The sequence below is a fragment of the uncultured Moraxella sp. genome, assembly GCF_945873075.1.
Lineage (GTDB): Bacteria > Pseudomonadota > Gammaproteobacteria > Pseudomonadales > Moraxellaceae > Moraxella.
Map to the genome: position 1 here is coordinate 1 of NZ_CAMCBS010000033.1, position 15090 is coordinate 15090.

The window sequence follows — 15090 nt, forward strand, 5'->3', positions numbered from 1 at the left end:
TCATTTGCAGTATTTTACCTTAATACTGTAAACAACGGTAGTTTATCTTACAAATAAGCTGATTAAGTAGCATAAAAAAAGGGCGTTTGAGGCGCCTTTTTTGTTGCCCCAAACCAATTTTAGCCATACATTCAAGCACAAAAAAACGCTCATGATGAACGCTTTTAAAGCTTAGCATTACTGCCAAGCATCTTTAATCCAATCGCTCGGCAATACATAGCGATACCATTTACCACCACCGCCTTTGATGGCATCAGGTGGATTGATTTCACCATGAAAAATAACAATCTTGGCATCGCTAGGTTTTTTGGGCGGTAAAAAATACGCCAAAGGAATCTTGTGCAGGCAGTGGTATTTGAAACTCACACACCATGACGCATCCCAGTACTCTAGGTGATGATGCTCACGCAGATAATTGGACAAAAATGCCTGTTCATGACGCACTTCACTGCGAATTTTTTCAAAGTTTTGTTCAAAATACTCAAGCAAATGCGGATAGGTATTATAACCCACCTTAAAGCGATACACAGAGCTATTACCCACCATGCGCCACGGCTTTTTCCAGTCACGGATAATCATCACGCTGTCATCATGCTCGGCCTTGTGCGTAAAAAAGCAATCAATATTATCAACGATGACAATGTCAATATCCAAAAACAGTGCCGTACCCTTTAGACCGTATAAATCAGGCTTAAAGGTGGTCAGCTTTTTCCAGCCACGCTCGGGGATATTGCTGGGTAAATTCAGCTCAGGAATCGGATAGCAGACCACTTCATCACGGATGCCTGTGGTGTCATCGGTCAGGCACACCATCGTAAATGGCAGGGTGATGTTACGAGCCACCATATTATACAGACGATTGACGTATTCTGCGCCGTATTTGGTGCCCCATTTCATACAGATGATGTAGTTGGTGTCTGTCATGATGCTCTCGTTCTTTGCTGTAGTTTGATTGCAAGTGTTTTTAGTTCATGTGGTGGCAACAAATAGGGATTTTGCATGAGTGGCGTGCCCTTAAACCGTCGATATCCCCACATATAGTGGGTAAAATGTGGCTCAATTATTGCTTGCATGGCTTCATTAAGTGCAGTCGTTGATTCTAAGGCGTCTTTACTATACAGGCGCTCATCGTCCAGCGCATAGCAAAAGACCTCATAACCATCGCCATCGCTGCGCTTGATACAGCTGAGTCCAACGAGCGCACAGCCAGTTTTGGCAGCAAGCTTGGTGGCAAGCGTACCCGTCATGGTCTCAATCCCAAAAAACGGTGCAACCACACCGCCTGAGTCATCAGGCACATGATCGGGCAAAAGCACACTAAAGCCACCTGCTTTGAGTGTCTTAAAAATCGCCTTAACACCGGTAGCATCCGTCGGTACGAGACTTGCCTGAATGCGCTCACGGCTATCACGCATAAAGCGATCAATTTGTGGGTTTTTTACTGGTTTATACATGATGGTCAATTTGCCATATTGACTTACCCAAGCATTCATCAGCTCCCACACGCCTAGATGCGGTACGATCAGTAGCATGCCGTTTGGATGCTCAAATCCCGCTTGTAGAATTTCAGAATGATGCACCTTGGTGATTTGACGAATCGACCATTCTGGTGGCATTGACCAAGTGCGCAGGCTCTCCACCGTATTCATCAGCTGATTTTTTAGGATAGTTTTGGCAAGCGCATGCCGTTCATTATCTGGCATATCAGGATAGATCAAGGTCAAATTTGCCGTGATACTGCGATAAATGCTCAATCCAAAAGTATGGCAAATAAAAGCACAAACAGCCACCAACCCTTGAAGGATTGGTAGCGGAATGTATTTTATCCAACTAAAAGTCATCAGTGATTATTCTGATTTTTCTTTTTCACGGACACGGATGCCAAGCTCACGCAGCTGCTTATTATCCACAGCAGCAGGTGCTTCGGTCAATGGGCAGTCAGCGGTTTTGGTTTTCGGGAAAGCAATCACGTCACGGATTGAGCTTGCGCCCACCATGAGCATAATCAAGCGATCTAGACCAAATGCCAAACCACCGTGTGGCGGCGCACCAAAGCGTAGTGCATCCATTAGGAACTTAAACTTCAGCTCGGCTTCTTCTTTTGAGATGCCTAGCGCATCAAAGACGGCTTCTTGCATCTCAACGGTGTTGATACGCAGTGAACCACCGCCGATTTCAGTACCGTTTAGCACCATATCATAAGCGATCGATAGGGCAGTTTCTGGGCTGTTTTTTAGCTCTTCGACTGAGCCTTTTGGACGGGTGAATGGATGGTGAACTGAAGTCCATTTGCCATCGTCAGTTTCTTCGAACATTGGGAAATCAACGACCCATAGCGGTGCCCATTCGCAGGTGAATAGATTCAAATCAGTACCGATTTTGACACGTAGCGCACCCATTGCATCATTGACGACTTTGGCTTTGTCAGCGCCAAAGAAGATGATATCACCAGTTTGTGCTTCGGTACGCTTGATCAGCTCAACCAACACTTCATCAGTCATGTTTTTGATGATTGGTGATTGTAGACCTGATTCTTGATCAACGCCATTGTTGATTTTGGTGGCGTCATTGACTTTGATATACGCCAAGCCTTTTGCGCCATAGATACCGACAAACTTGGTATAGTCATCAATCTGCTTACGGCTCATTTCTGCGCCATTTGGTACACGCAAGGCAGCGACACGACCTTTTGGATCTTGAGCTGGGCTTGAGAATACTTTAAATTCAACGCCTTGCATGATATCAGCGACATCAACGAGTTTTAATGGAATACGCAAATCAGGCTTATCTGATGCATAATCACGCATTGCCGTGGCATAAGTCATGCGTGGGAATTTGTCAAATTCGACATTCAGCATGGTTTTGAACAAATCTTTGGTCAAGCCTTCGGCGATATCCATGATTTCTTCGTCTGACAAGAATGACGTCTCGATATCCACCTGTGTAAATTCAGGCTGACGGTCAGCACGCAAGTCTTCGTCACGGAAGCACTTAGCGATTTGATAATAACGATCAAAACCTGCCACCATCAATAACTGCTTAAATAGCTGTGGTGATTGTGGTAGGGCAAAGAAGTTGCCTTGACGAGTGCGAGATGGTACAAGATAGTCGCGAGCACCTTCAGGGGTCGCACGGGTCAGTACAGGCGTCTCAACATCCAAAAAGCCATGATCGTCTAGATAGCGACGGATGGTCGAAGTGGCCTTGGCACGGAACTTCATGCGCTCTTGCATCTCTGGGCGACGCATATCAAGGAAGCGATATTTTAGGCGTAGCTCTTCTGAGACGGTGATGTTGTCATCGTTTAGCGGGAATGGCGGGGTGTCTGCTTTGGCAAGTAGCTCAATTTCTTTGCCCAATAGCTCAACCTGACCGCTCACCATATTTGGGTTCTCAGTGCCTGCATAACGGCGACGCACACGACCAGTGATTTTTAGCAAATATTCTGAACGAGCAGCATCAGCTGTGGCGAATGCTTCTGGGGTATCTGGGTCGATGACCACTTGCAATAAGCCTTCACGATCACGCATATCTAGGAAAATCACGCCACCGTGGTCACGACGACGATGTACCCAGCCTGCAATGGTAATGGTTTGGTCAATCAGCTCTTCGGTCACTTGACCGCAATATGTGCTACGCATCATAGAATTTTTGCCTTAAGAAAATGAAACAATGGCACAATTTCCCATCTTGGTGCTTATTTTTGCCCGTTGGAATTTGTCCATCACGATTAATAGTATTTGTAAACCATACATTATGCCTTGTAATGAATTTTGGTGCAAGTGATTGGCGGATATTTTTGCAAGAATTTATACAAAAAGTTGCATAACAAATCATTCATTTGGGCAATCATACTGTGATACCAAGTCAATATCATAGCTTAGATAGTTTTATCTGTATGGCAGATGTGGAACGATTGGCCTTGCCCAGTGATATTTTGGGATATTAGCGCTATATTGGCATTATCAATCATTGAATTTCACAAATTCAATTTAAAAAAAGTTATTTTATGGATGGTCTAATTTGTCAAGCTGTGATACGATGTAAACTTTACTAAATTGTTGTTATTGTTGTATTTTGGGGATGGTTTCTTCCACCGACGAATTGGAATGTGTTAATTATGGATACCCTAAATATTTTTTATATCGTTGCATCCATTCTGATTTTTATCAGTATTATGACGAGCACGCTATCGGCTCGGCTCGGCGTGCCTTTATTGCTTTTTTTCTTGGCGGTGGGGATGCTTGCTGGCGAAGAAGGCGTGATGGGTATCCAGTTTGCTGATTATAATTTGGCAAACTTCATAGGACAGGCGGCGCTTGCGTGCATTTTGCTTGACGGTGGTCTGCGTACTTCTTTGCATTCATTTCGTGTTGGACTTAAGCCTGCTATCACCTTGGCAAGCTGGGGTGTATTAGCGACGGTGGCTGTGCTTGGTGTATTTGCCACTTGGCTACTGGGTGTTGATTGGCGCTTAGGCGTATTGATGGCGGCGATCGTCGGTTCAACCGATGCGGCGGCTGTATTTTCGCTACTGCGACATGGTGGTGTCAAGCTCAATGACCGTGTACAGGCAACGCTTGAGATCGAATCGGGTGCTAACGACCCCTTGGCGATTTTACTTGTCACAGCGATGATCGCGCTGAATCTTGACCCAACCAGTCAAGGCGTCACTGATATTCTATTAATGCTTATCAGTCAAATCGGTATCGGCTTAATTTCAGGACTAATTGCCGGTTGGGGCTTATCTCGACTCTTGCCAAAAGTACATCTGGCTGATGGGATGTATGCTATCTTAATCCTATCAGCAGGGATGGCGACTTTTGGAGCGACCAACTTACTTGGTGGTTCGGGCTTTTTGGCGGTATATCTGACTGGTGTTGTGATTGGTAATACCAAAGTGCGAGCGACAGAGCATGTGCTTCGAGTGATGGATAGCTTTGCTTGGCTGTCTCAAGCCGTACTGTTTGTGGTGCTAGGTTTGCTTGTCAAGCCATCGAGCATCTTTGAAGTATGGCATTATTCCTTGCTGATTTTCTTGTTCCTACTTTTCATCGCGCGTCCGTTTGCTGTGGCGTCGTCGCTACTCCCATTTCGCTTTGGTTATCGTGAAATTGGCTTTATCTCATGGGTTGGTCTGCGTGGGGCGGTGCCGATTACGCTTGCCATCATCCCTGTGACGATGCAGGTGCCTGGGGCGGATTTGGCGTTTAATATTACTTTTGGCGTGGTGATTTTGTCATTACTAGCTCAAGGGACAAGTATTCCGATGATGTCTCGTCTGTTTCGAGTATGGGTACCGACGGATAATGAACCTAAAGCCGAGCATGAGATTTGGGTAGGTGATCAAGCCAATATTACCTTATATGAATTTGAAGTAAAAGCAGGGGCATTTGCCATCGGTCGCCATCCACAAAGCATCACAAGTAAGGTAAAGGCGCATGAGATTTCTGTGTTTGCCGTCGTGCGTAATGAGCGACTGCTGACCGTCACGGATGAAACCATCCTAAAAACTGGCGATGTCGTCTGGTATGCTCTGCGTGGCGATTATGCCGCAAGCATTGCTAAGATTTTTAATAACTCAGCAACACAATACCAAAAAAACAGCGAGTTTTATGGCGACTGGCTACTGTCTCCGCATGTGCTGATTGCTGATTTGCCATTTTATAATCTGGCAACTCGCACCCTTGCTAGCAATACCAGTAAACTTAGCCGCTTGCCTGTAGCCAGTGCGCTTGATGTCTTTACAGTTGCACCAACAGCGGCAGGGCTGACAGGGGTTGATGATGAACTGATTAATCGCTTGACCGAAGCACAAAATCTGACTGTCGAAGAGTATATGCTTAGCCAGTTTAACACCGAGCCTGTCAAAGGTGACGAAGTACGGCTCAATGACTCATGGTCGCTCATCGTCCGTGATGTCGATAACAAAGGGCGGATTCGTGGCATCGGTCTAAAAAATCTTAATCGGGATAAATAGCCCAATTTTGACACATAAGACACAAAGGCTGATTTGTGTTTTATGTGTTTTTTTGTAAAGCACCTTTAAATTGTGCCGCAATGCCACCATCTGATAAATCATGTATTTATTATGTAGAATTTGAGACAATTATGCTATTTCAATCCAAAAAACCTGTCGAATTACAAATCATCCATCTGAACAAAGCCCAAGAACAGTCGCAAAAGCACTTTGAAGACATCATTAAGCAAAAAGACGACAAGGCTTGTGGCTTTGCCAAGCTGAAAAAATTGCTTAAAAATAAAGCCAAGCCAGCCGATGACACCCCAAGTGCCAAAGATGATAAAACCATCTATGTGATTGATTTTGATGGCGATATCAAAGCAAGTGCAGTGGCACATCTGCGTGAAGAGATTAGCAATATCATCAGCATCGCCAAAGCAGGCGATGAAGTCGTGCTACGCCTAGAAAGTGGCGGCGGTCAAGTTTCAAGCTATGGCTTGGCAGCAGCACAACTTGTTCGTATCAAAGAAGCAGGGCTAACGCTGACTGTCTGCGTGGATAAAATCGCTGCTAGCGGTGGCTATATGATGGCATGTACCGCCAATAAGATTATCGCAAGCGACTTTGGCGTGCTTGGTTCGGTGGGTGTGGTGAGCCAATTGCCAAATTTCCATGAGTTTTTGAAAAAACACGATGTGAACTTTGAGCAATTTACCGCAGGCGAATATAAGCGTACAGTGACAATGTTTGGTGAAAATACCGATGAAGACCGTGCCAAATACCAAGAAGACCTTGAGCGTATCCATGAGCTGTTCAAGGCATTTGTTGCTAAGCATCGCCCAAGCCTAGCGGTTGAGAAGATTGCCACAGGTGAGATTTGGTTTGGTCAAGATGCACTGGATTTGGACTTGATTGATGAAATTGGCACATCTGATGCCTATATTTTGTCATTACTAGATAAGCACAATGTCTATGCACTACACACCCGTACCAAGCCAACGCTGGCAGAAAAATTGGGCTTGGCAGATCAGATGAGTAGCAGTATCACGGCAGCAATTGATAAGACGGTTCAACTGACCAATCAAGCCATCAGCACACTAAACCGCCCATAAATCTACTTACGGCAGTCTGGGTGATGCTGACTTGGCAGTCAGTCAAAGCATACAATCAAAACTTACACAGATAAAGCAAGCTGTGCTAAAATAGATGCTTTTGTACCAATGGAAGCTTAGATGAAAAAATTAGAAGAGCTATTTAGTCGTGCTGATAAATTGGGTCGCACCATCGCCAACCAATTTAGTAAAATCAAAGATCTAAAAGACATCCGTGGTATCGGTGCGGGCAAAACTGTCCTGATTACAGGCGCAAGTAGCGGACTTGGGGCGATGATGGCACGCAAGTTTGCTTATTTGGGCTATGATTTGGCGATCTGCGCTAGACGACTGGAGCGACTCGACACCCTAAAAGCTGAGCTTGAAGCCGAATATGGCATCCGTGTACATACCAAGCGACTGGATGTGACTGATTATGATCAGATTTTTGAAGTGTTTAACGCATTTGCTGATGAAGTCGGTACGCTTGATAAAATCATCGTCAATGCAGGCGTAGGCGACAGCCGTGTCATCGGTCACGGTCGATTTAATATCAATCGTGCGACCGCTGAGACTAATTTTATCGCTGCCATCGCCCAGTGCGAAGCTGCCATGCAGATATTTCGTGCCCAAAACAGTGGTCAGTTGGTCGTCATCTCAAGTATGTCAGCCGTGCGTGGCTTACCACGACATCTGACCACTTATGCCGCTGCCAAAGCAGGTCTAGCTCGCCTAGCCGAAGGTATCCGAGCTGATATGATTAAAGAAAAACTACCTATCACCGTATCGACCATCTATCCAGGCTATGTGCGTACTGATTTGAACATCGGTGCTAAATATTTGCCTTTTGAAATCGAAGAAGAAGAAGGTGCAGAAGTCATCATCAAAGCCATCGAAGCTAAAGTCGATGAAGCCTATGTCCCTGCGTGGCCGTGGTTACCGATTGGGCTTGGGATGAAATATTTACCGCTCAAGGTAATTACTAAGTTTATCTAAAAATTATTTACTAAAAAGACCTTGTCAGTGATGCAAGGTCTTTTTTGTATTGATGAATTATACCGTGTGGCGCAGTGATAAAAATAATGATAGAATATCAAAAGTTTATAATCGATTTACAGGAAGTCATATGTTTATTAACAATCTGACCACAAAAGGCTTTGTGCTAAAGGCAAGTTGCTTGATGATTACTGCTGCGATGCTTGGCGCTTGTGCAAATGGTACCAATCATCACGCATCGGCAGCACCATCTACTCAGCTATTATTCAGCGATAATCCAAATTCAGCTTCCAATCAAGCCAAATCAAGCCTAGTCAGTGCTATCAGTGAGCATCTAAATAGCGAACGCTATGTGTTATCCACCTATCATTATCGAGCTATGCCAATTAATCACACGGGTAGCATTGATGAAGATGCCGATTATCTGTGGACAACTGCCCTAAAAACTTATGAACATAAAACTACACAGGATAATGCCAATTATAAAAGCGATGCTTATCGCACGAATGAAACTTATGCAGACGAAGGGGGCGAACTACCTTATCTGCGCTATGATGACGAAAAAGCCGGCATCATGCCTGCAGATGTGATCACTCGTGAAATGGGCATGGGTGAGACCTATCAGATCGTCGATGAAGAAATAGAATATAACTATGAATCGTTGCGTGGATGTTTGGGTGATTTATCAAACCAACTTGATGAAGTCATTCTTGAAAAACCAACTGCCACAAGTAATGACAAAGCAATTAAAGGCATCATTAAGAATATAGATGGTTGCGTAAGCACTAGCAAAAAATCACTCGACGACATCAAAATTCGTGCCATCGGTTATCAAAAACAAGATATTGCAGAAATTCAACAATGCGCCATCAATTTTAGCACCGACATTAAGCATATCTTATCACCAAGCCGTCAATACAAATCACTCAGTGATGAGAAATATCACCTATACGATACCGTTTGGACGAATTATTGGGCATGTAATCAGTCGTATTATTATAGCATCGATGTCGAGCCGTTTAATTATATCATGCATGGCGAGAGTGAAGATAAACTAAACGCTTATGCCAACTTGCGCCAATGTTCAGCCAAGCATCGAGATTTAATCGCCACCCTAAAAGCTCAAAATAGAACCTATCTCAATGATGCCGAAGCCCATGCACAAACACTGTATGATACCAGCTATTGCTTTGCAACAGGTGTCTATGATGGACTGGGCAGAACACCTGACTCGCCCATTGTCAAACCGACAACGCCCGATGAAATCGACACGCTTTATATGCAATATGCAGAAGAATTGCATTATGATGATTTTGAGATGCCAAAAAGCCGTTTTGGGACTTGGTTTGATGCCTATAAGCAGATGAAAACAGCAGGCAAATCGGATGCGTCAGCAGATAGTGCCATAGCTTTGCCGGATTTGCCAATCCCCACCAGTGGCATGGGTGGGCTGTACACTAATATGATGTCATCGATGCTGGATTATATGAAAAAATCACCCGAACAGCTCAATGCCAAAAATCTATATCAGTACAACAACACAGTAATGACCGCCATCAGTCATCACAAGCCAAATGAGCGCAAGCTAGACACTTTGTTTGCATTGGATTTTCATTCAGCGACGGCTGATCAATCTGTTCAGTTGCCTATGTCAATGGATTTTGATCGTCAAGATGTGACTGCTGATGTGTCAGCCGCTTTGCCACTTATGGCATTGGTCAGCCCAAAACATGCGCCACTACCTGCTGATATGCCAAATGGCTTGGTGAAATTCTACCTGCCAAGCGAGCTACAGGGCGTGTTGCCACTGCCTGTGATTTATGATGCACTCAATCGTGCATTTTTGCTCAGCGTTAGTGAGCTTGATGGTGAGCGATTCACCCCGATGGCGATGACACATGATGTCTACGCCAAGCAAATCGGCGCAAGCCAAGTGATTAAACTTAACCTAAGTTCAAAAGACATGGGCAAGATGTTTGGCATTGTCAGTAAGCAATTGGCAAACGATTTAAAAGCCTATATCGATGCACACCCTGAACTGTATCAAGCCAAAGCAGATGCCGATAGTGCAGATACAGGCGATACAGCTGATGCATTGCCAAGCACTACCAAATCTGACCAGTCATCCGATGACCAAAATGATAAGCTAGACGCCGCCAAGCTCAAACAAGCTGTCGATGACTGGGTGCTGATCAATCAAGGCTATCACACGAGTGATGTTGGTAGTTTGTTTGCGCTATTTGAATCAATTTTGCCAATTGGCATGGATAGCAGCCTTTACTACTATCTTGATGGGCATGGCAAGCTGATTGGTCTGCAATCACTACAGACGATGGATGATCAAATGCAAAATCTACGCCTACAGACGGTGGGGCAAACTCGCTACAGCACCAAGATGATTGATCATGCTTATTCCAAGCAGTTCACCCAAAGCTTTGCCCAAGCAGGTGGTGCCGTAGATGGTAATGCGTGGCTTGCCAAGATTCGTGAAGAAAATACGCTCAAATCACTCGCTCAAGATGCACGTGATCAGTATGAATTTGGACTATCTGCCGCAGCTGCAGCCACAGCCGCTGCTGCACAAGCCGCCGAAGATGCTGCCGCTGCCGCTATGGGTGAGTCTGCATCTGGCGAAACACAATGTGGCTTTGATGATGGACAAGTGATTTGCTATTAAAATATTAAGGATATTTATATGAAACCATCAAAAACAATAAAAAATTCGATGCCACTCAAGCCCATCGCGCTCGGTGTCATTGCCGTGCTTGCAACAGGCTGTGCCACCACACAGCCTTATATCGCTAGCAAATCTGCCGATGCCCAAAGTGCGCTTGGTGATGCAATGGCAGGGCAGCTGCGTCGCTCGTTTGATTATCAGACGGATGTCTATGTCTCAAATGCCATTCGTGAAGATGCGCTCGCCAATGCCAGCGACGAACAAAAACAAGCCAGTGAAGATAAATCCGCCGTCTGCGAAGATGAGCACGACCGAGCCTATATCGCCCTGACCAAAAAACTGATGGCAGAACAAGGCAAAAAAGCCGATGACATCACAGCAGGTGATGAGCATGAAGCCATTAAGCAAGCCTATAAAGACTGCCTAGATGCACGGGGTGATTTGACTGGGCTTAGAGAGTTTAATTTTGATGCGTTTTTTGACAAAACTGCCGATATGGATACCGAAGCACAGTTTGATTTATTATACCAAGAGATGCAAGCGTTTGATCAAACTGAGTCGGCATCCAATGATGATGCTGACTATGACAGCGATCATACAGCGCTAGATACCAAAAAAGCCGAACTTGCCAAAGCCTATTTGATAGAGCCAACTACAGTTCAGATTAAAGGGCGTTATCAGCCGCTAGCAGGGACGGTGAGCGCTTTGCCAAGCATCAGCTATCAAGCCAAGAATCTGCACATGCAAGTCAATCAACCCATTTATGTAGATCTTAAGCAAGGCGCCATCTACCTATGGGCGGACAACTTTGCGATGATTAATAGCGAAGCTTTGGATAAAAAACTTGGCGATCAATGGCGCAATAAATGGCTAAAAGTTCCGATCAATGACGGTAGTTTACCTGATGGCTTTTCAAAAAACTTTTTAAAAGCCATTCTAGATGCCAAAAAACAAAGCTTTTATAGCCTAAATGCCGATGCCTTTTCGTGGGTGACGCCTAGTGTGATGCTAGATACGCCACATCTATCGACCAATCTGTCTGCCAAGGCAGTTGATACGATCGCTGCGACACCATCCATCATCCGCTCACAGCCGACTGATGACGCCAAGCGTTTTGCTAATTATGTATTCGCCGAATCACTATATAATGCCATCTTGGATAACTATCCAGAGCTGATGCCATCAATGACAGCTGCCGAACGTACCATCGAAGACGGCGATAGTCGCATCATCGTCTCAGCGCCAACTTCAAGCGATACAGCAGCAGATGATGTACCGACAAATGATGCTAACGATGAAACTGTCAAACTCAATAGTCGTATGATGCTCAATGTGCTATTGTCATATTTGGCAGGGGTGATTGATGATTATCTCAATACAGCATCACAAGAGCGGGATGCGCCTAATTTTATGCCCGTGTCACACTACGGCATCGCTCATGAGCGTATCAACTGGATTCATCAGCGCCAATACTTGACCAATACAAGCCTAAAAGGCGGTCAATTGGGCAGTCAGCCGATTTCTTTCACGCAGCCTGTGATCGTGGATCTATTTACGACTATCTCGCCATCATCGACATCGCCAATCTTTGATAGATTGCCAAGCAATGCTAATGTGCCGACTGCTGCCAATAGCGTCGATTTGTTTGAATACAGTCACGATCTTATTGAGCGACTCAAATCTGGCGATGACAAATATCTCAAAGCCATGCTTGCACTAACCACTGGCATCGGCGGTGAAGCTACTGGAATCGATGATGAACTACCGCTTGATGAGCCAGTGGACGAGTCTTTGCCTGAGATGCCACACGATGATGATCTAGTGCCTAATCCTGATGAGCTGCCTAGCCATTAACCGTGAAGTATAGGTATTCATCATAGGGATGGGCCATCTGACCAATTCCTATATATAGTAAAAAAGTCGATTCATCTGAATCGACTTTTTGTTGTTTAAGACTTATAGGGCTTAGCCAATCAAGCTTTTGCCTTGTTGTCATTTAGCATATGACCTTCAAGATAGTGGATATTTTGCGCTTCTTCGCAAAATGCTTCATCTTGCAAAATCACATCACGATGCAAAGGAATGTTGGTCTTAATGCCTTCAACCACCAGTTCATCTAGTGCATGCAAGGTCTTGCCGATGGCTTGACGGCGTGTCTGCGCATGGCAAATCAGCTTACCAATGAGCGAATCATAATAAGTCGGGATGGTATAGCCTTGATATAGATGTGAATCAAAACGAACACCAGAACCGCTCGGCGCATACAGCTGCTGAATCTTGCCTGGGCTTGGCATAAAGGTCTTCGGGTCTTCGGCATTGATACGGCACTCAATGGCATGACCACGGATGGTGATTTCGTCTTGGTGATAAGACAGACCGTAGCCAGCAGCGATTTTTAGCTGTTCAACAACAATATCAATCCCAGTAATCATCTCGGTGACAGGGTGTTCGACCTGTACACGGGTATTCATTTCAATAAAGAAGAATTGACCGTCTTCATACAGGAACTCAAATGTACCTGCGCCACGATAGCCAATCTGCTCACACGCACGCACGCACGCTTCTAGGATAGGCTGACGGACATCATCAGGAATACCCGGTGCTGGTGCTTCTTCGAGTACTTTTTGGTGGCGACGCTGTAGTGAGCAGTCACGGTCAAATAGGTGTAGGGCATTGCCATTGCCATCGCCAAGCACTTGCACTTCGACATGGCGTGGATTTTTTAGGAAACGCTCCATGTACACGGTATCATCACCAAAGGCACTTAATGCTTCGGTTTTGGCTGCTTGAACTTGGTTGAGTAGCTCTTCAAAGCGCTCGACCACACGCATACCACGACCGCCGCCGCCTGCTGCTGCCTTGACAATCAATGGAAAGCCAATATTGCGGGCTTGCTCTTCGGCATTGCTTAGAGTGATGGCACCCACTGAGCCAGGTACGGTGGGTACGCCTGCTTCTTTCATCGCATTGATGGCAGAGACTTTGTTACCCATCAAGCGGATATGTTCAGGATGTGGGCCGACAAAAGTCAGACCTGCTTCTTCGACCTTTTCGGCAAATTCAGCATTCTCGGACAAAAAACCATAGCCCGGATGGATGGCATCAGCACCAGTGACTTCAGCGGCTGCTAGTAGGGCATTGATGTCCAGATAGCTTTGGGATGATGGGGCATTGCCAATACAGACCGCTTCATCGACAAAGCGCAGGTGCATCAATTCCTTATCCGCAGTCGAATAAACACCCACTGTCGCAATGCCAAGCTGTTTGCACGCTCGCACGATACGCAGGGCGATTTCGCCACGGTTTGCAATCAGAAGTTTTTTAATCATGGCAACTTCCTGTTAGGCTTTGTAGCGGATGACAGGTTGACCAAATTCGACCACTTCAGCATTGCTGACCAAAATCTCTTCGATGATACCGCTTTGGGTAGCTTCTAGTGGGTTCATGATTTTCATCGCTTCGATGATGCCAAGCGTGTCGCCAGCTTCCACTTTTTGACCAACTTTGACAAACGGTGGGTCATTTGGGCTTGGCGCTGAATAGAATACACCAACCATCGGCGATGTCTCAACTTTACCACTTGGTGTCTTGGCAGCAGGGGCAGCAACTGGTGCGGCCGCAACTTGTGGCACGGCAACTGTCTGCACAGCGGTGTTTCTTGTTAGACTGATATAATTATCATCATGACCGTATTCTAGGTTCAATAGGTCTTTTTCTTCCATCAAATCAACAAGTTCACGAATTTTTTTGATATCCATCGCATCACCTTCATAAATAATACTGCCGAGCAACACGCATCAGCAAGATAAATCGGCTCAAGCAGTTCAAAATACTTGGCAAAGATAATTATTTACCAAATTAGCGTATGCTGAACTGCCAAAAATTAGTTATATATAGTGTACATTCGTTTTATTTTATTGCAAGTGTTTTTTGTAATATTTTGGTACAAATAGCCGATATTTCTTGCAATTGTGCAATTTATAGAAAAATTTGCCATCATTTTGTATTTATGATGACGATATTGCTTAGAACTTTGGGATTTCTGGATAATCATCCATCCAGTCAGGCTTGACCCATTTTTGGCTTTCGACAAAGTGATATTTGGTCATCTGATCAAGTAAATCATCAATATCATCGCTGACGCATAGCAAATCGACATTGGCAGGGGGCATAAAGCCTGCTTGGGCAGTATGCTTGAGCATCGTGATGAGCGGATCAAAAAATCCGTTGGTATTGAGCACACCGATCGGCTTGGCGTGCTGTCTAAGCTGGGCAAGCGACACCACTTCAAACAGCTCTTCATAAGTACCAATCCCACCTGCCAATGCAATGAACGCATCACCCAGCTCAATCATCTTATTCTT

Annotated in this window: 11 protein-coding genes; 5 read left to right on the forward strand and 6 right to left on the reverse strand. The window is 45.1% G+C overall.

Annotation, left to right across the window (positions count from 1 at the left end; all coding sequences use genetic code 11):
- Positions 1-177: 177 nt before the first annotated feature.
- The 3 genes from Q0N89_RS08870 to aspS are packed head-to-tail and all read right to left on the reverse strand — an operon-like array spanning position 178 to position 3644.
- Positions 178-924, reverse strand: a complete 747-nt coding sequence (locus Q0N89_RS08870; protein ID WP_294035508.1) for a glycosyltransferase — start codon at positions 922-924, stop codon at positions 178-180.
- Complete coding sequence (locus Q0N89_RS08875; protein ID WP_294035510.1) at positions 921-1841, reverse strand: lysophospholipid acyltransferase family protein; 921 nt, start codon at positions 1839-1841, stop codon at positions 921-923. Before Q0N89_RS08875 ends, Q0N89_RS08870 begins: the two co-directional genes overlap by 4 nt.
- 6 nt (positions 1842-1847) lie before the next feature.
- A complete protein-coding gene (gene aspS, locus Q0N89_RS08880) occupies positions 1848-3644 on the reverse strand; it encodes an aspartate--tRNA ligase (RefSeq protein ID WP_294035512.1) in 1797 nt (598 codons plus the stop codon).
- A 476-nt stretch (positions 3645-4120) separates the two neighbouring features.
- On the opposite strand from aspS, the gene Q0N89_RS08885 reads away from it, so the two are divergent.
- From Q0N89_RS08885 to Q0N89_RS08905, 5 genes are all read left to right on the forward strand, one after another.
- Positions 4121-5980 carry a potassium/proton antiporter gene (locus Q0N89_RS08885; protein WP_294035514.1) on the forward strand — a complete coding sequence of 620 codons (1860 nt, stop codon included), beginning with the start codon at positions 4121-4123 and terminating at the stop codon, positions 5978-5980.
- A 131-nt stretch (positions 5981-6111) separates the two neighbouring features.
- Entirely contained in the window at positions 6112-7074 is a 963-nt protein-coding gene (gene sohB, locus Q0N89_RS08890) for a protease SohB (RefSeq protein ID WP_294035516.1), read from the forward strand.
- A gap of 120 nt (positions 7075-7194) precedes the next feature.
- Complete coding sequence (locus Q0N89_RS08895) at positions 7195-8049, forward strand: SDR family oxidoreductase (RefSeq protein ID WP_294035518.1); 855 nt, start codon at positions 7195-7197, stop codon at positions 8047-8049.
- A gap of 130 nt (positions 8050-8179) precedes the next feature.
- Complete coding sequence (locus tag Q0N89_RS08900; protein ID WP_294035520.1) at positions 8180-10726, forward strand: hypothetical protein; 2547 nt, start codon at positions 8180-8182, stop codon at positions 10724-10726.
- An 18-nt stretch (positions 10727-10744) separates the two neighbouring features.
- On the forward strand, positions 10745-12580 hold the full coding sequence (locus Q0N89_RS08905; RefSeq protein WP_294035522.1) for a hypothetical protein: 1836 nt from the start codon (positions 10745-10747) through the stop codon (positions 12578-12580).
- A gap of 119 nt (positions 12581-12699) precedes the next feature.
- On the opposite strand, the gene accC is transcribed toward Q0N89_RS08905, so the two are convergent.
- The 3 genes from accC to Q0N89_RS08920 all read right to left on the reverse strand — a co-directional run.
- On the reverse strand, positions 12700-14055 hold the full coding sequence (gene accC, locus Q0N89_RS08910; protein ID WP_294035524.1) for an acetyl-CoA carboxylase biotin carboxylase subunit: 1356 nt from the start codon (positions 14053-14055) through the stop codon (positions 12700-12702).
- Positions 14056-14067: 12 nt separating this feature from the next.
- Positions 14068-14484 (reverse strand): biotin/lipoyl-containing protein, encoded by a 417-nt coding sequence (locus Q0N89_RS08915; protein WP_294035526.1) that lies wholly within the window; start codon positions 14482-14484, stop codon positions 14068-14070.
- A 267-nt stretch (positions 14485-14751) separates the two neighbouring features.
- A partial coding sequence (locus Q0N89_RS08920; RefSeq protein ID WP_294035528.1) for a TIGR00730 family Rossman fold protein occupies positions 14752-15090 on the reverse strand: 339 nt, incomplete at its 5' end.